Origin of the sequence: Tritonibacter sp. AK171, from assembly GCF_030127025.1 — a bacterium.
Lineage (GTDB): Bacteria > Pseudomonadota > Alphaproteobacteria > Rhodobacterales > Rhodobacteraceae > Epibacterium > Epibacterium mobile.
Genome location: NZ_CP126134.1, coordinates 2,429,344 through 2,447,822, shown reverse-complemented (window position 1 = coordinate 2,447,822; position 18,479 = coordinate 2,429,344). Strand labels below are relative to the sequence as shown.

General features: G+C 57.5%; 22 protein-coding genes. 15 read left to right on the top strand and 7 right to left on the bottom strand.

The features are described 5' to 3' along the window. The first annotated feature begins 8 nt into the window (after positions 1–8). From QNI81_RS11430 to QNI81_RS11405, 6 genes are all read left to right on the top strand, one after another. Complete coding sequence (locus QNI81_RS11430) at positions 9–1,772, top strand: type I secretion system permease/ATPase (protein ID WP_283966575.1); 1,764 nt, start codon at positions 9–11, stop codon at positions 1,770–1,772. Continuing rightward, positions 1,769–3,079, top strand: coding sequence for an HlyD family type I secretion periplasmic adaptor subunit (locus QNI81_RS11425; protein WP_283966574.1), 1,311 nt, complete (start codon positions 1,769–1,771; stop codon positions 3,077–3,079). Before QNI81_RS11430 ends, QNI81_RS11425 begins: the two co-directional genes overlap by 4 nt. A gap of 112 nt (positions 3,080–3,191) precedes the next feature. Continuing rightward, complete coding sequence (locus tag QNI81_RS11420; RefSeq protein WP_283966573.1) at positions 3,192–3,653, top strand: RidA family protein; 462 nt, start codon at positions 3,192–3,194, stop codon at positions 3,651–3,653. 8 nt (positions 3,654–3,661) lie between these two features. Then, positions 3,662–4,063 (top strand): glycerophosphodiester phosphodiesterase family protein, encoded by a 402-nt coding sequence (locus QNI81_RS11415; protein WP_283966572.1) that lies wholly within the window; start codon positions 3,662–3,664, stop codon positions 4,061–4,063. A gap of 47 nt (positions 4,064–4,110) precedes the next feature. Continuing rightward, positions 4,111–5,298: a GNAT family N-acetyltransferase gene (locus tag QNI81_RS11410; protein ID WP_283966571.1), complete on the top strand. Its 1,188-nt coding sequence runs from the start codon at positions 4,111–4,113 to the stop codon at positions 5,296–5,298. Next, positions 5,295–5,588, top strand: a complete 294-nt coding sequence (locus tag QNI81_RS11405; RefSeq protein ID WP_005644199.1) for a 4a-hydroxytetrahydrobiopterin dehydratase — start codon at positions 5,295–5,297, stop codon at positions 5,586–5,588. Before QNI81_RS11410 ends, QNI81_RS11405 begins: the two co-directional genes overlap by 4 nt. A 184-nt stretch (positions 5,589–5,772) precedes the next feature. Here the strand turns inward: QNI81_RS11405 and QNI81_RS11400 are convergent, their stop codons facing one another. Both QNI81_RS11400 and QNI81_RS11395 read right to left on the bottom strand, forming a co-directional pair. Beyond that, positions 5,773–6,642, bottom strand: coding sequence for a CHAD domain-containing protein (locus tag QNI81_RS11400; RefSeq protein ID WP_283966570.1), 870 nt, complete (start codon positions 6,640–6,642; stop codon positions 5,773–5,775). Between the two features lie 52 nt (positions 6,643–6,694). Next, on the bottom strand, positions 6,695–7,180 hold the full coding sequence (locus tag QNI81_RS11395; protein WP_005622931.1) for a peroxiredoxin: 486 nt from the start codon (positions 7,178–7,180) through the stop codon (positions 6,695–6,697). 124 nt (positions 7,181–7,304) lie between these two features. On the opposite strand from QNI81_RS11395, the gene QNI81_RS11390 reads away from it, so the two are divergent. From QNI81_RS11390 to QNI81_RS11380, 3 genes are all read left to right on the top strand, one after another. Further along, positions 7,305–8,516, top strand: coding sequence for an NAD(P)/FAD-dependent oxidoreductase (locus QNI81_RS11390; RefSeq protein WP_283966569.1), 1,212 nt, complete (start codon positions 7,305–7,307; stop codon positions 8,514–8,516). Further along, positions 8,513–9,079, top strand: coding sequence for a 16S rRNA (guanine(966)-N(2))-methyltransferase RsmD (rsmD, locus tag QNI81_RS11385; protein WP_283966568.1), 567 nt, complete (start codon positions 8,513–8,515; stop codon positions 9,077–9,079). Before QNI81_RS11390 ends, rsmD begins: the two co-directional genes overlap by 4 nt. A gap of 61 nt (positions 9,080–9,140) precedes the next feature. Then, entirely contained in the window at positions 9,141–9,806 is a 666-nt protein-coding gene (locus QNI81_RS11380; RefSeq protein WP_283966567.1) for an HAD family hydrolase, read from the top strand. Between the two features lie 85 nt (positions 9,807–9,891). Here QNI81_RS11380 and map read toward each other — a convergent pair whose 3' ends face one another. Further along, entirely contained in the window at positions 9,892–10,707 is an 816-nt protein-coding gene (map, locus tag QNI81_RS11375; RefSeq protein ID WP_065324227.1) for a type I methionyl aminopeptidase, read from the bottom strand. A gap of 149 nt (positions 10,708–10,856) precedes the next feature. On the opposite strand from map, the gene QNI81_RS11370 reads away from it, so the two are divergent. Then, on the top strand, positions 10,857–11,738 hold the full coding sequence (locus QNI81_RS11370; RefSeq protein ID WP_165808454.1) for a mechanosensitive ion channel family protein: 882 nt from the start codon (positions 10,857–10,859) through the stop codon (positions 11,736–11,738). A 10-nt stretch (positions 11,739–11,748) separates the two neighbouring features. Here the strand turns inward: QNI81_RS11370 and sfsA are convergent, their stop codons facing one another. After that, a complete protein-coding gene (gene sfsA / locus QNI81_RS11365) occupies positions 11,749–12,447 on the bottom strand; it encodes a DNA/RNA nuclease SfsA (protein ID WP_283966566.1) in 699 nt (232 codons plus the stop codon). A 123-nt stretch (positions 12,448–12,570) separates the two neighbouring features. On the opposite strand from sfsA, the gene QNI81_RS11360 reads away from it, so the two are divergent. The 4 genes from QNI81_RS11360 to QNI81_RS11345 are packed head-to-tail and all read left to right on the top strand — an operon-like array spanning position 12,571 to position 15,654. Continuing rightward, on the top strand, positions 12,571–13,293 hold the full coding sequence (locus QNI81_RS11360; protein WP_283966565.1) for a competence/damage-inducible protein A: 723 nt from the start codon (positions 12,571–12,573) through the stop codon (positions 13,291–13,293). Then, on the top strand, positions 13,290–14,015 hold the full coding sequence (locus tag QNI81_RS11355) for a GNAT family N-acetyltransferase (RefSeq protein ID WP_283966564.1): 726 nt from the start codon (positions 13,290–13,292) through the stop codon (positions 14,013–14,015). Before QNI81_RS11360 ends, QNI81_RS11355 begins: the two co-directional genes overlap by 4 nt. A gap of 29 nt (positions 14,016–14,044) precedes the next feature. Then, positions 14,045–14,617: a peroxidase-related enzyme gene (locus QNI81_RS11350; RefSeq protein WP_283966563.1), complete on the top strand. Its 573-nt coding sequence runs from the start codon at positions 14,045–14,047 to the stop codon at positions 14,615–14,617. A 59-nt stretch (positions 14,618–14,676) separates the two neighbouring features. Continuing rightward, positions 14,677–15,654 (top strand): OmpA family protein, encoded by a 978-nt coding sequence (locus QNI81_RS11345; RefSeq protein ID WP_283966562.1) that lies wholly within the window; start codon positions 14,677–14,679, stop codon positions 15,652–15,654. A gap of 10 nt (positions 15,655–15,664) precedes the next feature. On the opposite strand, the gene QNI81_RS11340 is transcribed toward QNI81_RS11345, so the two are convergent. The 3 genes from QNI81_RS11340 to QNI81_RS11330 all read right to left on the bottom strand — a co-directional run bounded on the left by QNI81_RS11340 (position 15,665) and on the right by QNI81_RS11330 (position 17,309). Beyond that, positions 15,665–16,252, bottom strand: coding sequence for a LysE family translocator (locus tag QNI81_RS11340; protein ID WP_283966561.1), 588 nt, complete (start codon positions 16,250–16,252; stop codon positions 15,665–15,667). 380 nt (positions 16,253–16,632) lie between these two features. Next, positions 16,633–16,980 carry an antibiotic biosynthesis monooxygenase family protein gene (locus QNI81_RS11335; RefSeq protein ID WP_283966560.1) on the bottom strand — a complete coding sequence of 116 codons (348 nt, stop codon included), beginning with the start codon at positions 16,978–16,980 and terminating at the stop codon, positions 16,633–16,635. Next, positions 16,977–17,309, bottom strand: a complete 333-nt coding sequence (locus QNI81_RS11330; protein WP_005622953.1) for an NIPSNAP family protein — start codon at positions 17,307–17,309, stop codon at positions 16,977–16,979. The genes QNI81_RS11335 and QNI81_RS11330 overlap by 4 nt, the downstream gene beginning before the upstream one ends. A gap of 209 nt (positions 17,310–17,518) precedes the next feature. Between QNI81_RS11330 and QNI81_RS11325 the strand changes: the two genes are divergently transcribed. Continuing rightward, positions 17,519–18,424 carry a LysR family transcriptional regulator gene (locus QNI81_RS11325; protein WP_009178000.1) on the top strand — a complete coding sequence of 302 codons (906 nt, stop codon included), beginning with the start codon at positions 17,519–17,521 and terminating at the stop codon, positions 18,422–18,424. Positions 18,425–18,479: the final 55 nt, after the last annotated feature.

Genomic DNA, 18,479 nt, shown 5'->3' with positions numbered 1-18,479 from the left:
GGGACGATATGAACAATAAATTTACAAACGCGGGACGAGAAGAGCTTTTGGCAGTACGTCGCCAGAGCCGCAATCTCTACTGGACGGTCGCGCTGTTTAGCGCATTTGTGAACATACTGATGCTCACCGGGCCGCTCTACATGATGCAGGTCTATGACCGGGTGCTGGGCAGTCGGTCAGAGGCCACATTGCTGGCGCTCTCGCTCCTTGTGATATTTCTCTACGGGATGATGGGGCTTTTGGATGCGGTGCGTGGGCGTATCATGCGCCGGGTCGCCGCGCGCTTTCAGTCTGCCTTGGATCGACGGGTTTTTGACGCCATGATCCGCCGCTCTGCAGTTGCGAATGATCCAGAGGCGCAAACCGGGTTAAACGACTTGGAGAGCGTCCAGAAACTGATTGCGTCTCCGGGTGTAATGGCTGCGTTTGACTTGCCGTGGACACCGATTTTTCTTGCCGGGATTGCCCTCTTCCACCCTTGGCTCGGCTGGCTCGCGATTGGTGGCGGGAGCGTATTGATCGCGATTGCACTTCTCAACCAGCTGCTGAGCACCGCACCCAGTAAGGCGGCCATGACGAGCAGTCATCAGGCGATGTTGCAGTCCGAGGAAATCCGCACCGAGGCCGAGATGATCCAAGCCATGGGAATGCGCGAAGCTGCGTTTCAACGTTGGCGGCAGGCACGGGGCAAGGCGCTTGCAGACAATATGGTTGCCTCAGACGTCACCGGAACCTTTAGTACGGTCACCAAAACTCTGCGCCTGTTTCTGCAATCGGCCATGCTGGGCCTAGGGGCCTACTTGACGCTTGAGGGCGAAGTAAGTGCTGGTGCCATGATTGCAGGCTCAATTCTCTTAGGGCGCGCGCTTTCACCTATCGAGGTCGGATTGGGCCAATGGCCGTTGGTTCAACGCGCGCGCAAGGGCTGGCAGAACCTTGAAACGCTATTGACCAAAACCCCGCCAGAGCCTGAGCGCACCTCCTTGCCGAAACCACGTGCAATACTGGATGTGGAAGCCATCGCGGCCACTGCACCGGGTGAAAACCGTCCTTTGCTGCGCAATGTGACTTTTCGGGTTGAGCCGGGCGAGGCCGTCGGCGTGATTGGCCCGTCGGGTTCTGGAAAGTCGACCCTTGCGCGTGTTCTGACAGGTGCGTGGCGAACTGCGGCTGGCACCGTGCGCCTTGATGGGGCGTCTTTGTCGCAATATGACCCGGCAGTGCTTGGGCATCATATCGGTTATCTGCCTCAACGGGTCGAGCTGTTTGATGGCACAATCGCACAGAACATCGCGCGCTTGGCCTCCGCACCGGATGCCGACGCGGTGGTCGAAGCTGCAAAAGCGGCTGCGGCGCATGATATGATCGTTAAACTACCCGAGGGTTACGACACGCCTGTGCGTTCTGGGGGCGGGCGGCTCTCGGGGGGGCAGATGCAGCGTATCGGGCTTGCCCGTGCTCTTTATGGTGACCCGGTCATCCTGATCCTTGATGAGCCGAATTCCAATCTCGATAACGACGGCTCCGTGGCGCTGAACAACGCGATCAAGCGCCTAAAATCGCAGGGAAAATCTGTACTGATTATGGCCCACCGCCCGGCTGCCATTCAGGAATGCGACAAGATCTTAGTTATCGAACAGGGCAAGATGGCGGCCTTTGGACCCAAGGATGAGGTGCTTCGCAAAATGGTGGCCAATCACCGCGACATCCAGCAGGCGGGCGGCCCACGTACTGCGCGAGGCGCACCGGTGGTGAAGGGAAACACGCCATGAGCCAGCCGCAAAACAACACGTGGTCCGTGCGTGGCACGCTTGTCGTCGGCGTGCTTGGCATTCTCGTTCTGCTCGGTGGATTTGGGTCATGGGCCGTGCTTTCCAATATTGCAGGTGCGGTCGTCGCCTCTGGTCAGATTGAGGTCGATCGCAACCGACAGGTGGTTCAACACATCGATGGCGGTGTGGTTGAAGAAATCCTTGTGGATGAAGGTGATCTGGTCATGGCCGGTCAAACCCTGTTGCGGTTGGATGCGGTGGATTTGCGTTCACAGCTGACGATCACCGAGGGGCAGCTTTTTGAAATGATGGCCCGGCGCGGCAGGCTCGAAGCGGAGCGCGATGAGGTCGATACCATCAGTTTTGACGCCGAGTTGCTGGATCTCGCCAGCCAACGCCCTGAGGTCGCTGAATTGGTGGAGGGTCAGGACCGCCTGTTTCGTGCTCGCCGAGAGTCGGTACGCCGCGAAGTGGAGCAGTTGGAAAAGCGCGCGGTTCAGATCGAAGATCAGATCAAAGGTGTCCTGGCGCAACAAGAAGCCACGCGCGAACAGTTGCTTTTGATCGATGAGGAATTGACCAATCAGCAATCCCTTCTGGACCGCGGTCTGGCACAGGCTTCTGTAGTTTTGAACCTGCGGCGCAATCAGGCCAACCTGCAAGGCACGCTTGGCGAGTTGATTGCAACAGAAGCGCAGGCCCGAGGACGGATTACCGAACTGGAGATTGAGACACTCAAACTCAGCACGCAACGCCGCGAAGAGGCGATCACGCGTCTGCGAGATTTGCGGTACAAAGAGCTGGAGTTGATCGAAAAACGCCGGTCACTGATTGACCGCTTGGGGCGACTAGACATCACGGCACCTGTCTCTGGCGTCGTCTATGGCATGAGTGTCCGCACACCACGCTCGGTGATCCGGCCCGCCGATCCGGTGCTTTATCTGGTCCCACAGGACCGACCATTGGTTATTGCTGCGCGGGTTGCCCCGACAGATATCGATCAGATTCATGTCGGGCAGGCGGTTTCAATCCGACTACCCGCTTTGGACCAGCGCCAGACGCCTGAGCTTTTTGGGACGGTCACGTTATTTTCTGCGGACGCCTTTCGCGATGAGGGGACAGGTGTTTCCTACTATCGTGCGGAGATTGAGTTGAACGAGGGCGAAATGGAACGACTGCCGCAGGGCACGGTCCTTATACCGGGCATGCCGGTGGACAGTTTCATTCGTACGGCTGATCGCTCGCCCCTCGCCTATCTGGTGAAGCCGCTCGCTGACTACTTTGTGAAGGCATTCCGTGAAAGTTGACCGGGGGTGATCAAAGGCACCCAAAGGGGTCGCATTTGCCTCTTTTCCGGCGGGGGCTTCCCCTGTAGCGTCCGCCACAACAACAGACGGATACTCACACAGGAGCCCTCACATGAGCATTGATGCGAAACTGCAGTCCCTTGGCCTGACCCTGCCTGATGCCCCGGCTCCGGCGGCGAACTACGTGCCCTTCGTAGTGTCTGGCAATATGGTCTATGTGTCCGGTCAAATTTCGGCTGATGAAAACGGCCTGATCACTGGCTGTCTTGGCGACGATCTTGATGTGGAAGCGGGGCAGGCGGCTGCAAAACGCTGTGCCCTGTCGATGTTGGCGCAGGTTAAAGCCGCCTGTGGTGGTGATCTCAGCAAGCTCAAACGTGTGGTCAAACTCGGGGCCTTTGTGAACTCCACCGCCGACTTCACCCAGCAGCCGCAGGTGGTGAATGGGGCTTCTGATCTTCTCGTCGAAATCCTGGGTGATGCGGGTCGTCATGCTCGCTCCGCCGTGAGTTCACCGTCACTGCCGCTTGGTGTTGCGGTCGAGATTGACGGCGTCTTTGAGATCGAAGGCTAATATTCGTCATGTCAGGCCCGCGCCTGCCCGCGGCATTCTTGCAGCGCCCGATCACGCATCGCGCGCTGCATGGTTTGCGCGAAAAATGTCCCAAGAACAGACGCGCGGCCGTTCGCGCAGCCATCAAGGCGGGGTACGGGATTGAGATTGATCTGCAATTGTGTGCTGATGGGCGGGCGATGGTCTTTCACGATGACGAGTTGCGCGACATCCCAGATTTTGAACGTGTGGGCGCCAGCTTCATCAATCACGAGGCCGGTGACGTGACACGAGACCGCGTTCAGTCTCTTCGACACCATGGGCTGCCGGTTCGCAGCTGGACCTCGCGCTCGCCTGAGCAAGAAGCTGAGGTTGCAGCTTTGGTTGATAACGTGACCTTTGAAAATTATCTTTCTGCCTTCGGTGCTTGATCAGATGAAACCTGCGCCCAAATAGAACTTAGGCGACGAGGGGTGGCATGGATCAGGCGCAAATCGAAATCCAAGTGTTCAGCAGCTTGTCGCAAATCGCGGCGTCGGATTGGGACGCCTGCGCCTGCCCCGAGGCATCAGACGGCGCGCGACCGCTCGATCCTTTTACGACGCATCGCTTCCTGCATGCTCTTGAGGCAAGCGGGTCTGTGGGACGCGGCACTGGCTGGCAGCCTCAATATTTGACCTGCCATCTGGACGGGCAGTTGATTGCCTGCGCGCCGCTTTATGTCAAAGGGCACAGTCAGGGCGAATATATCTTCGACCATAACTGGGCCCATGCCTACGAGCAGGCGGGAGGGCGCTATTATCCGAAATTGCAGATCGCGGTGCCCTTTACACCTGCAACCGGGCGGCGGTTCCTTGTGCGTCCCGGCTATGAGGAAATCGGTGTCTCGGGATTAATTCAGGGCGCGGTGCAGCTGGCGTCTGACAACCAGATCTCTTCTCTACATGTCACGTTCTGTACCAAAGCTGAGTCAGAGATCGGGAAACAGATCGGGTTGATGCCGCGTTACACCCAGCAGTTTCATTGGTTGAACGATGGCTATGAAGGATTTGAAGACTTTTTGTCGGCGCTCTCATCGCGCAAGCGTAAGAATATCCGCAAGGAACGAAAACAGGCTCAAGAGTTTGGCGGTACAATCGAAACTTACACCGGTGCGGATTTGCGCCCGGAACATTGGGATGCGTTCTGGAGGTTTTATCAGGATACCGGCAGCCGTAAATGGGGCTCACCCTATCTGACGCGAGCGTTTTTCGACATCGCGCATGACACCATGGCGGATGATATAGCGTTGGTTCTGGCGGAACGTGATGGCGTACCGGTTGCGGGTGCATTGAACTTTATCGGCGCAAAGACATTGTATGGCCGCTACTGGGGCTGCACAGAGCATCACCCCTGCCTGCATTTCGAACTGTGCTACTATCAGGCCATCGACCTTGCCATCGAGATGGGGCTTGAGCGCGTGGAGGCCGGGGCGCAGGGTGAGCACAAATTGGCGCGCGGCTATTTGCCAACAGAAACGTATAGTTTGCATTGGGTGGCTGATCCCGGCTTTCGCGCCGCTATCGAACAATATCTGGATGCGGAACGTGCAGCAGTGGATGAGGAGATCGAAATTCTCACCAGTTACGGCCCGTTCAAAAAGACTGAAGTGGAGGAACAGGAATGACCGAAAAACTCTCCGAGGAAACCCGCGGGCCTTTGTTGAAACCTTTGTTCGACACCGGGTGGGAACTGGTCGAGGGCCGAGATGCAATCCGCAAGACTTTCAAGTTTGGTGATTTTGTCGAGGCCTTCGCTTTTATGACAAAGGCGGCAATCTGGGCAGAGAAATGGAACCACCATCCTGAGTGGAGCAATGTCTACAATAAGGTGACGGTCTTGCTTACGACCCATGATGTCGAGGGTTTGAGCGCGCTGGATGCGAAGCTTGCCCGAAAAATGGACGGATTGATCTAAGCGGAATTGTCATGAGGTTTTGCGCTGCGCATGGCGCATCGCGAGGGGGCGGGGGCCGCGCCTTTGGCGCGGCCCCCGCCCGGCCCAACGCTTTTGGGGCAGCCTTTGGCTGTTCCTGAAAGGGGCGGGAGCGCACCCGTTCTGGCCGAAACAAGGGCATGCGCACGGTGCTGGCGGCGTGCTGTTAATGCAGTGGCAACCCGACCGTGGCGCGCCACAACTTTTGCAAACGCTTGTGGTCGAGCCCTACCGCGGCTTCCTTGGCTTTGATCAGTTCTTGCGCGATATGACGCTCGGCAGAGCCTTCTTCCATATCATGCATCAGGTCTTCGAGCCGATCCCGCACCGCACTTGCGTCCCGTGCTGCAACCATCGAATCCAAGAGCTTTTTCAATTGCTTGAGGAAGGCTTTGGTCTTTTTAGACGCAAACATCGACTGGGTGAATTCGGCTGTTGCGCGCAGTTTGCGCAGGCTTTTGCGGAAGCTGTCGCGCGCTTGGCTGTCCAGCCGCTTCAGTGTCTCGCCATGTTTAAGTGCCTGATTGAGCCTGAGTTCCAGCGTCTCAATGCACAGGCTTTCCAGCTTTTCACGGCTTTGTGCAGCTGGGCGCCAGAAATCCGGATCGCTCATCTCACGTCCGCGCGCCATCAGGTCACGGACCCGTTCACCGTCGAGCAGCGCCCGCAACTGGGTGCGTTCGCTCTTGATGCGGGCAAGCACGCGTTCCTCAAGCGCCCGCAGCGCATCATTTTCAGGCAAGGCTACGCGGGCGGGCGTTAGAGTGTCCTGCCAAAGCAGGTAGAAATCCCGCAGTCGCGTGACCTCAACGGCCAGCCAGCGTGCCTCGTCCAACAGTGCCTTGTTGTGATCTGGCGGCAGCATCGGTCGAAACAATGTCAACCCGCTGCGCAGCCGCCTGAGCGCCACGCGCAACGCCTGCGCACTATCAAAGGAATCATCCCGCGCCACAAAGGCGCGAGAGGCATCGATTTCGTCCATGACCTCCGCCATGATGAGGGCGGGGTGGTTCGCAGAGTGGTGCGCGTCAGTCATTCGTCTTCGTTCAAGGCCTTAGCTAAGCTGGCGTGTCCGGGATCTGCAGCAATTACAACGCATCAAGCAGCGCTTCGCCAGCAGACACTTCGCAAGTGCCCGGACTTTCCTCGAGGTGCAGGATTTTTACCTCACCATCCTCTACGATCATCGCGTAGCGCTTGGAGCGGCCAATCAATCCAGCTGGAGGGGCATCGAACCGCATTCCGATCGCATCGGTAAAGGCGCATTCTGCATCGGCGAGCATTGAAATACCGGCCTCTGCCGCCCCGGTCGCCTCACCCCAGGCTTTCATAACGAAGGGGTCGTTGCCAGAAACGCAGATGATTTCATCAACACCCTTGGCTGCGAATTGATCCTTGGTGCGAATGAAACTTGGTACATGTGCAGAGTGACACGTGGGGGTGAACGCCCCCGGGACTGCAAAAATCGCCAGTTTTCGTCCTTGAGCGAGGTCCGAAATTGCGACCTGTTCCGGGCCATTTTCGCCGATCCGGGTCAGGGTGGCAGCGGGCAGCTTGTCTCCAACAGAAATCATCTGGTCAATCCTTTGTGGTTTTCATGAGTGCCACCGCGGGTTTGGACAATTGCATCGCGGTAGGCCCTGCATGTAGGGTTCTGCGCAAACGGTATATGAACTGCATCAGGAGACAAGAGCGCACATGACTCATATCGCGGTGATTGGCGCAGGTCAGGCAGGAGCGTCGCTCGTAGCCAAATTGCGCAAGAGCGGATTTGACGGTGATATCACCCTGATCGGTGCTGAAGACGTGCTCCCCTACCAACGCCCTCCTTTGTCCAAGGCTTATCTCTTGGGAGAGATGGAACTGGAGCGCCTGTTTCTGCGACCTCAGAGCTTTTATGCGGAAAATAATATCACCTTGCGACTGGGCACCAAGGTGGATTCGATTGATGCGGATGCCAAGACCATCCACATCGGGGATGAGGCGATCTCTTATGATCAGTTGGCCCTGACCACCGGTTCGCACCCGCGTCGCCTGCCGGCCTCAATTGGGGGTGACCTTGATGGCGTACATGTGGTGCGTGATCTGGGAGATGTGGATGCGATGGCCCCTTCGGTATCTGAGGGCGCGCGCACGCTTATTGTTGGTGGCGGCTATATCGGTCTTGAGGCGGCAGCGGTTTGCGCCAAGCGGGGCGTCTCAGTCACTTTGGTCGAGATGGCTGACCGCATTTTGCAACGGGTCGCCGCCCCTGAAACCTCAGACTATTTCCGAACTCTCCACCGCTCGCACGGTGTCGATATCCGCGAAGGCGTTGGTCTCAACCACCTTGAGGGGGAGGATGGGAAGGTCACGCGCGCTGTCCTGAGTGATGGCAGTATGATCGAGGTGGATTTCGTGGTTGTTGGTGTCGGGATCGCGCCAGCATCGGAATTGGCGGACGCCACCGGGCTTGAGATTGAGAATGGCATCCGTACGGACGCGCATGGCCGCACCTCTGACGCGTCGATCTGGGCAGCGGGAGATTGCGCATCCTTCCCTTTCAAAGGTCAGCGTATCCGTCTGGAAAGTGTCCCCAATGCCATCGACCAGGCCGAAGTGGTGGCTGAAAACATGCTGGGTGCACAAAAAACCTATGTGGCGACACCTTGGTTCTGGTCCGATCAGTATGATGTGAAGCTACAAATTGCAGGTCTCAATTCGGGTTATGATAATGTGGTGACCCGGCAGGGTGCAGAGGGGGCCGTCTCCTTCTGGTACTATACGGGCGATCAGCTCGTTGCCGTGGATGCAATGAACGACCCGCGCGCCTATATGGTGGCCAAACGCCTGATTGAGGCAGGAAAAACGGCTGATAAATCGGTTGTGGCCAATTCTGACGCGGATCTGAAGCCGCTTTTGAAGGCGTGAGGATTATCGCAGGAGATTTCCGCGGACGCGCCCTTGCGTCCGTGGGCAAGGGCGATGCAGGTGCGCATTTGCGTCCTACCACGGATCGTGTGCGCGAAAGCCTCTTTAACGTCCTCAATCACAAGATAGAGTTTCAGGGCAAACGCGTCCTTGATGTGTTTGCGGGTACGGGCGCGCTTGGGCTGGAGGCCCTGTCACGCGGCGCAGAGAGGGTCACCTTTGTGGATGACGGTCGAGTCGCGCAGGGATTGATCCGCAAAAACATCGATATTTGTCGCGCCGGGGCGAATGGCCAGTTGCTGCGCCGTTCCGCACTCAAGCTCGGCAATAACCCTGACCCGGCATACGATCTGATTTTCCTGGATCCGCCTTACGGGAAATCCTTGGGGCAAAAGGCGCTTCAGGTTTTGCTTGATGGCGCATGGATCGCACCAAACGCGCTTGTGGTCTGGGAGGAGAATTCTCCAATGGAGGCCATTCCGGGTTTCATATTGGAGGATGTGCGCAAATACGGCGACACACATGTGACACTGCTCTGGTCCCAAAGTGATGACACGGACTGACCTGTCGTAAGGGGCGGTAGAGAATCCATTCCTCCTTACCGCGTGGCCGGAGCAGTTGTTCATGCCCAAAACCTACCCTAGACCGAAGCTGGTGATCTTTGATTGTGACGGAGTGCTGATCGATAGTGAGCCGGTCTTCAACGCTGTGCTTGTTCAAAACCTTGCCCGCCACGGCTTGTGTCTTACGCCGGAGCAAAGCCAACTCACTTTCTCAGGCCTTGCGATGACCGAACTTGCCAGAATGGCATCGCAGATGGGGGCCGTGCTGCCGCAGGACTGGATCACAGAGGTTTACGACGAGGCATATGCTCTCCTGCGTAAGGGGGTGCCACTTATTCCCGGCGTGCTGGCGGTGATCCGGCGACTGGACGAGGAAAATATTCCTTGCTGCATTGTTTCCAACGGGAGTGAAGAAAAGATGCAGATCACCTTGGGACCCCATGGCTTATGGGATCGGTTCCACCCCAACGCCATGTTCTCCGCCCATACGCTGAAGGTCGCGAAACCTGATCCGGAGATCTTCCTCACAGCTGCCGCTCATTTTGACGTGCAGGCGCGCGACTGTGTGGTGATAGAGGATAGTGCAACAGGGGCCCGAGGCGCTGCGCGGGCCGGTATGCAGTGTTTCGGCTATGCTGCCAACACTCAAGAAACGGCGCTCTTAGCCGAAGGAGCCGAGATCTTTCACCACATGAAGGACTTGCCGCGACTGCTCGGTCTACGTTGACGCCCTGTCCTCTTCTAACCCTGAATATCCCGGGGTGAATGACCCATCAGGGCCAGAGGGGCAGCGCCCCTCTATGCGGGGAAGGTCAGTCTTGGTCGTAGGTGGGATGAAAACGGCCTGCGGGGGACAGGGTGAAAATATCCACGCCATCTGCAGTTACCCCTACGGAATGTTCAAATTGTGCCGACAGCGATTTGTCACGGGTGACCGCAGTCCAGTCATCTGCCAGCACCTTGGTTTCCGCGCGGCCCAGATTAAGCATCGGCTCAATCGTGAAAAACATGCCTTCTTCAAGCACAGGCCCAGTGCCAGGGCGGCCATAATGCAGAACGTTTGGGGGGGCGTGGAACACCTGACCCAGACCGTGACCACAGAAATCGCGCACCACGCTCACCCGTTGGCTTTCGGCATATGACTGGATCGCGTGGCCGATGTCGCCAAATGTATTGCCGGGTTTGACCACCTCAATGCCCTTCATCAGGGCATCATGGGTGATTTGAATGAGGCGCTCTGCTTTACGTGGCAGCTTGCCTGCCACATACATGCGGCTGGTGTCGCCGAACCAGCCATCAACGATCACGGTGACGTCGATATTGAGAATATCGCCGTCCTTTAGTTTCTTGTCACCGGGAATACCGTGGCAGACCACATGGTTGATCGAGATACAGCTGGCGTGCTGATACCCTTTGTAGCCAATGGTCGCCGAGGTTGCGCCAGCCTCTTCCACCATTTGGGTGATGATCCGGTCAATCTCGCCAGTCGTTTGGCCGACAAAAACATGCGCAGCGATATCGTCCAGAATTTTAGCCGCCAGAGCACCGGCTGCGTGCATACCGACAAAATCGGCCTGCTCGTAGATTCGGATACCGTCTTTGGTGGTGCGGCCGTTTTTGGATCTCATCGGGGCGTGCTCCATCGCGTGTGTTTGGACTGCTATTTAAGGGGTTCAACTCAAAAGGGCCAGAGGGGCGCGCCTTTCTTTGCGGAACCTTCCTTGGGGTCGGGCGTTTTGTCGTAAGAAATAAGCCAAAAAACAGGGAACAGATCGAGATGGAGCGCCTAGACAGCATCATGCAAACCGAAATTTACGACGGCAAGGCTCTCGCCGACCTTGTAACACTGGAGTTCCTCGCACAGGTTCTCGGCAGTGTTGTGGCGGCGGCTCTCATTCTGATCGTCGGCTTTCTCGTGGCAGGCTGGGCCAAGCGACGCGTCGTTGCGATAAGCGACAACCACACGCGGCTCGATGCTACGTTGTTTCACTTCTTGGGTAATTTGGTGCGCTACGCAATCTTGGGTTTTGCGGTTCTGTTTGTTCTCAATACCTTCGGGGTGAAGACAACATCCATCGTTGCGGCCATCGGTGCGGCGGGTCTGGCCATCGGTCTGGCCATGCAGGGCGCGCTTTCGAATGTCGCTGCAGGTGTGATGATCATTCTCTTTCGTCCGTTTAAGCTCGGTGACTTCATCGACGTGGATGGAGAAATGGGCACGGTGAAGGAAATCACGCTCAATAACACGGTGGTTGCAAGCCTTTCGAATGTGAAAGTGATCATTCCTAATGCCGAGGTCTGGGGCAATACGATTTCCAACTACTCGGAATACCCGACGCGCCGTGCAGAATGGAGTTTCGGTGTGGGATATGGTGCCAACCTTGCCCTCGCTGAACGCACAATCCATGACACGATCATGGCTGATGAGCGGTCAATGACAACTCCGGAGCCCTTTATTCAGGTCAACAATCTGAACGACAGCTCTGTTGATTTTCTGGTGCGTGTCTGGGTCAGTTCAGCCGACTACTTTCAGTATCAAGCTGACATGAAGCGCAAGGTAAAAGAGGCGCTGGATGCGGCCGGAGTGGATATTCCGTTCCCAACCCGGACCTTGGTACAGCCTCGTACCTCTCAGGATGAAGATCTCGACGCAGCCTGACTGTCAAAGGTCAGTCCTCGAGGGGCTGACCTATCTCCACCCCTTCGGGCGTGATGGAAGTGCCGACAACCAGACGTTCGACGCCACGCGCGCGCGCCGCATCAAATTCAGCGGCGTATGTTGGATCAATGTCCGCGGCCAGCGCAAAACGCTGACAATCTGTTCGCTGCACCAAGTAAAGCATCACCGCCCGATGACCGGCCTCGGCCATATCGCCAAGCTCTCGCAGGTGCTTTGCGCCGCGTGCGGTGACGCTGTCGGGAAATTCCGCAAGGCCCTGCTGGCGTGAGAGCGTGACGCTTTTCACCTCGACGTAACAATCGGGTAATCCATTGCCTGTCAGCAGAAAATCAATGCGGCTGTTTTGGCCATACTTCACCTCTGCGCGAATGGTGGAATAGGCGGCGAGTTCTTTGATTTGACCTGACGCCAATGCGCTTTTCAGGGCACGGTTCGGGACTGATGTATCGACCCCGGTGAAATGGCCATTTGCATGTTCGACCAGCCGCCAGCCGTATTTCAGCTTCTTCTTGGGGTCGTCATTCGGTTCGAGCCAGATCCGCATGCCGGGTTCCGCCAATCCCATCATGGAGCCGGGGTTGGCACAATGGGCAGTCACCTCGCGCCCATCCTCCAGCCGACAATCGGCGAGAAAGCGTTTATAGCGTTTGATCAGAGTCGCGGGGATCAGGGGCGTGGGAAATCTCATGGAACCGGGTGATGGGCCATATTCTGCCACCTGTCAAAGCCTGATCCGCCCCTATCCGCTTGCACCGGCGGCGGGGCTGGCTATCCTCTTGCCAAGAACCGGAAATCCCACAGGAGACGTGCTATGCCCAATCCCACCGCTGCCATGCTTGTGATCGGGGATGAAATCCTGTCGGGGCGCACCCGTGATGCCAATATGTATTACCTCGCAGGTGAGCTGTCGAAACATGGCGTTGACCTTAAAGAGGTGCGGGTGGTCAGCGATGACGCGCCAGCAATTGTTGCCGCTGTGCGGGCACTTTCTGATGCCTACGACCATGTTTTCACATCTGGCGGAATAGGCCCCACCCATGACGACATCACTGCCGATTGCATCGCCGAAGCATTTGGTGCTGCCATTGATGTACGTGCTGACGCCCGCGCGATCCTTGCGGAGCATTATACCAAGACCGGGGCAGAACTGAATGAAGCCCGTCTGCGCATGGCTCGCATCCCGGATGGCGCAGAGCTGATCGACAATCCGGTGTCACGTGCGCCGGGGTTCACGATGGGAAATGTGCATGTGATGGCCGGGGTGCCCGCAGTGTTTCAGGCCATGGTTGAAACCGTATTGGCGACACTTGTCGGGGGCAAACCTTTGCTTAGTCAGACCCTGAGGGTGGATCGTGGCGAAGGTGAGATCGCGGCAACCTTATCGGCACTGGCCGAGAAACATGGCGATCTGTCGATCGGCTGCTACCCGTTCCAGATTAACGGCGCGTTTGGTGCGAATGTGGTGGTGCGCGGCACAGATGGCGCGCAGGTGGACGCGGCAATCACTGAACTTGCGCGGGATCTCGGCCTGTGACGCAGCCGCTGACTGATCCCAAATACTACGACGTGGTCGAGGCGACGTGGCCGTGCCTTCGTAAAGACACTTTGGGTGAGATCACGCTTCGTGTCGGTGCAGGAGGTGGCAGCCGGGTTTCAGCTGCCACCGCAGAAGCATCTGTAAGCGATGAACAGATCGCCGAGGCCGAAGCCGCCATGCAGGCGCTGGGACAGTCGCGCCTGTTTATGATCCGCGACGGTCAGGATGAGTTGGATCAACAACTCGACCGGCTAGGCTATGAGGTGATGGACCCGGTGGTGCTGTGGACCTGTGCGCCATCGCTGTTGACGGATGTCACAATTCCCCGCGTCACGACGTTTTGTCTGTGGGAGCCTTTGGCGATTCAACGTGAGATCTGGGCGACCGGAGGGATCGGACCTGAGCGCCTTTCGGTGATGCACCGTGCGTGCGGGCCTAAAACCTCACTTCTTGGGCGATGGAATGATAAACCCGCGGGGACGGCTTATGTGGGTATGTATGGCGACACCGCCATGCTGCATGCGCTTGAGATTTTACCTCACCAGCGGCGCAAGGGTGTGGGCGTTTGGATGATGCGGCAGGCAGCCTATTGGGCGGCAGAGCAGGGCGCAACTGAGCTGGCGGTGCTGTGCACCCGCGCCAACAAGGGCGCGAATGCGCTTTATGGTGGCCTCGGGATGACCCAGGCGGGCGGCTATCACTACCGTATCAAACGCTGACAACCACACGCCGGAGGAGGGCGTACGTTATGACCAATCCAAAGGAGCCGACCGCGCTCGACCTGCCAATGATGGACCCGCTTCCACCGGAGACACAGAAGTATTTCGACATCTGCCAAGACAAGCTCGGCATGGTGCCCAATGTTCTGAAGGCCTACGCTTTTGATGTTGAGAAACTCAATGCATTTACAGCGATGTATAATGATCTGATGCTTGGTGAGAGTAAACTCTCCAAACTGGAGCGTGAGATGATCGCAGTGGTGGTTTCTTCCATCAACAAGTGTTTTTACTGTCTGGTCGCACATGGTGCAGCGGTGCGGCAATTGTCAGCGGATCCCCAATTGGGCGAGATGCTGGTGATGAACTACCGCGTCGCCCCATTGGAGGAACGCCAGCGCGCGATGCTGGATTTTGCGGCCAAGATGACCCGCGCAAGCGCGGAAATCGAAGAGGCCGATCGAGAAGGGCTGCGCGCTCACGGATTTGATGATCGTGACATCTGGGACATCGCCAATGTCGCGGCCTTTTTCAATATGACCAACCGTGTTGCCAGTGCCTCTGCCATGGTGCCCAACGCTGAATATCACGGGCAGTTTCGGTGATGTTTCAGCAGAGGCTCACAGCGAGGCTTTGGCGTCTGGTATGCGCGGCATTGATCTGTGTGGGGATTACCGTACAGGCCAATGCAGCAACCATCTTTGTCCCGCTGCCTGCAGGAAGTGAGCTTCTGCGCGAACAGGAAACGCCGCTCGACACATTATTGTTGCCGACTGGTCCGGTCGCTGGGGATGATGTCCCGACACGCGCTGTGGAAGGGCGCATTCATCGACGCAGCTGGCGGATTGGTGATGATCTTAGTCCGCTGGAAGTCCTCGCCCCGATCCGTACAGCATTGGAAAAACGCGGGTTTCAAGAGGTTTACGCCTGTACGGCGCAGGCCTGCGGTGGCTTTGGGTTTCGCTTTGGCATTGAGGTAATCCCGGCCCCGGATATGGCGGTCAACCTCTCCAACTACGAATTCTTGGCGGCTGAACAGCCTGAAACCGGCACCGCCGTATCCTTGCTGGTATCGCGGTTCGGCGGATCGATCTATGTACAGATGTTAGAGCGCCATGACCCCAGTCAATCGTTGCGCCCTTCTGGTGGGCCATCCAATGGCGGGCGCGACACCTCTGACGGTGCAGAATTAGGCTCTGATATTACCGATGCGGCTGAACAGGCGTTGCTTGTGGATGCGATTAAGAAAGGTGGCAGCCTCACCACAGGGGCCATTCGGGATTTGCTGTTGTTGCAGGGCCGCGTTCCCCTGCTGGATCTGGAATTTGACACCGCCTCGACGCAGATGGGCGAGGGCCCATTTGATAGCCTGCGCCAACTTGCCGAGTTTCTCGATCAAAACAAAAGCGCCACTATTTTACTGGTGGGTCACACCGATACTGTGGGGGGGCTTGAGGGCAATATCGCCTTGTCTCGGCGCCGTGCCATTAGTGTTCGCGAACGGTTGACCACACGCTATGGCATTGATGGTGGGCGTATTCAGGTGGCGGGAGCGGGCTACATGGCTCCCTTGGCCCCGAATACGACCGAAACAGGGCGTGAAACCAACCGCCGCGTCGAGGCAGTCTTGGTCACGCCCTGAGCGGTGGCCGTCAGGTCACAAGCATCCAGACCGCCACGGCAAACAGCGCAAAGGCAAAGATCATGTTCAGAATGCGTGACTGTGCAGGGCTGTTGAACACCCGTGCCAATCGCGCACCCGCCAAGGTCCATATCGTAAAGGCCAAAAGGTTGTTCAGTGTAAAGATCGTGGTGATGAGCAACACCTGCTCCCATGCGTTTTGCCCCGAGGCGGACAGAAACTGCGTAAACATCAGCGCAATGATCACATAGGCCTTGGGGTTAAAAAGCAGGAGCACGACCCCATCCGTGAACCGCGCAGAGGTGGCACTAGCACGACTGTCATCGGGGGCCGCTTGCAGAAAACGCCACGCGATCCACATGACATAGAGCGCGCCCAGGACTTTCAGGATCTCGAACACAGCGGGCATGCGGGATAGTGCTGCGAACCCCCCGAACCCGATCGCCAGCGTGACGAGCCAAGTGGCGATATGGTACCCCGCAGATGCCGCGATTGTGGCGCGCGCACCGAAACGCGCACCAGCCGCTGCAAAGAACAGATTGCCGGGGCCGGGGCTATAGGCCAGCGGAAACAGGAAAACGAGCAGAGCAGGGATCATGGTGAATCTCTCCGAGAGCAGACTGATGTGTCGTGCTTGCCTGAAATGCACAGACCACCGCGACCCGAAGCTTGCGCATTTCGCCTGATCCTTCGTCATACTGCAGATAGGGATTTCTTTGCCGGAGAGCTCCCGCCCCCCCCAGGTGCTCCGGCTTGCGCCGCAACCCCTTGGCGGCGTTGGGCGTGGCACCGCTGTGCGGTGCGGGGGGGTGTCGTCGGGTAGTCGCCCCTTTCGCAATGGCGGGGTCTATGAATATGCGGCGCATCAGTTTCAGGCGAAACCGCAGCGTGCCGCTAAGGCACGCTGCCGGGCCCAACGGGAAGGTGGTGCATTAAATGCATCCCTGACGGGCGGGAGCGCGCCGTCAGAACAGGGTGCTACCGGTCATGTAGCGCACGGCTATCCGCTGGGGCTTCATCACGTTCTGACATGCCGTAATCTCGGATGACACCCGCGACCCGCAACCGGTAGTCCGCAAAATAGCCTCCCCGGCCTTTTGACTGCGCTGCCCGGTGTTTTTCCAGATTGCGCCAACGCGCCAGCGCCTCTTCATCCTCCCAGAATGAGAGGGATAGCAACTTGCCCGGAGTGGTCAGGCTCTGGAATCTTTCAACTGATATGAAGCCCTCCATATCCTCGAACAAAGGTCTAAGCGACGCGGCATGGTCGAGATAGGCTTCGGTCATGCCGTCAGCTGGGGTGACTTCAAAAATAACTGCGATCACGTTGCGTCTCCTGAGGTGCCATGCGGTGCCGAGGCCAGTTTGAGCCATGTGCGGTCTTCACGCAAAATGAACTTCTCTTGCTGCGCAAAGTCGTAGTTTTGCTGCCCCAGCGGATCGGCCGCGAGGCGTGTGCGATAGGCTTCGTACTCTGCCAGTGACGGGATGTTGTAAATACCATAGGCGCAAGTCGAAGACCCTTCATGCGGGGCAAAATAACCAATGAGATCTGCGCCGTTGCGCGGGATGGCCTGCCCCCAGGTTTGTGCATACTGGCGAAACTGTGCCTGTTTTGTTGGGTCAATTTGATAGCGAATAATGCAAGTCAGCATAGCGGCCCTCTCGTGTTTACAGTGTCTTATGCCCAATATCCCACGCCTTGCGCATAAGGGTTCGCTCTGGGTCGAACTGTTCTCAGAGCCTGTTTCCGGAATTCGAACGATCCGGCGAAAACCCCGCAATTATCCCAAGCGCGCCCCGATCTTGCCTGATTTGCCCCGCAAGAAGGACAGAAGACAGAACGTGCGACGAGGAAACCGAAATGGACCGACTGACCGAGATGGAAGCCTTCGCCAATGTGGTGGATCAGGGTGGCTTCACCGATGCTGCGAAGAAGATGGGCATCTCCAAATCCGCTGTGTCCAAACATGTTTCCAGTCTGGAGGCCCGCCTAGGTGCGCGCCTGTTGAACCGCACGACCCGCCGCGTCTCGCCAACAGAGATAGGCCTAGCCTACTATGATCGCGCCCGCCGGGTGCTGAATGACGCGGGCGAAGCGGACGCGCTGGTCACCTCCATGCAGACTGCACCTTCTGGCCTGTTGAGAATTTCGGTGGCGACAGATTTCGGCGTTAATCACCTGTCGCCCGTGTTGTCGGAATTTCTGCGCGATTTCCCGGACATCACTGTCAACATGGTCCTCAACAACCGCTTTGTAGAGCTGATCTCCGAAGGTTTTGACATGGCGCTGCGTATCGGTGAGCTGGAAGACAGCTCTCTGCGGGCGCGTAAGTTGACGGAAACCACAAAGCGCATGGTGGCCTCTCCGGAATATCTTGAGAAATATGGCCGCCCGCAGAAGATTGACGATCTGAACGAACACAAGCTCCTGCATTACTCCAACCAATCCAGCGGCAACGTGTGGAAACTGACCGCACCGTCCGGTGAAAAACGCCAAGTGCGCTCCACCGGTTGGCTTTCGGTCAATGACGGTCAGTCGCTGTTGAATGCCGCGATCTCAGGTCTCGGGATCGCCTATCTGCCGAGCTATCTTTACGCCGAAGCGAAGGCCGAAGGGCTGGTTGAGGATGTCATGCCGCAGTTGCCGGTCGAGACGCTCGGTATCTACGCGGTTTACCCGCCCGGTCGCTTCACTCAGCCGAAGGTACGCGCCTTCATTGATTTCCTCGTTCATGCCTTTGCAGAGAAGGGCATGGAAACCTGGTAGATTGAGTGGCGCTTTTTGTGTGCCTCTCAATCCACCTTCTCCCGGCCGCAAGGCC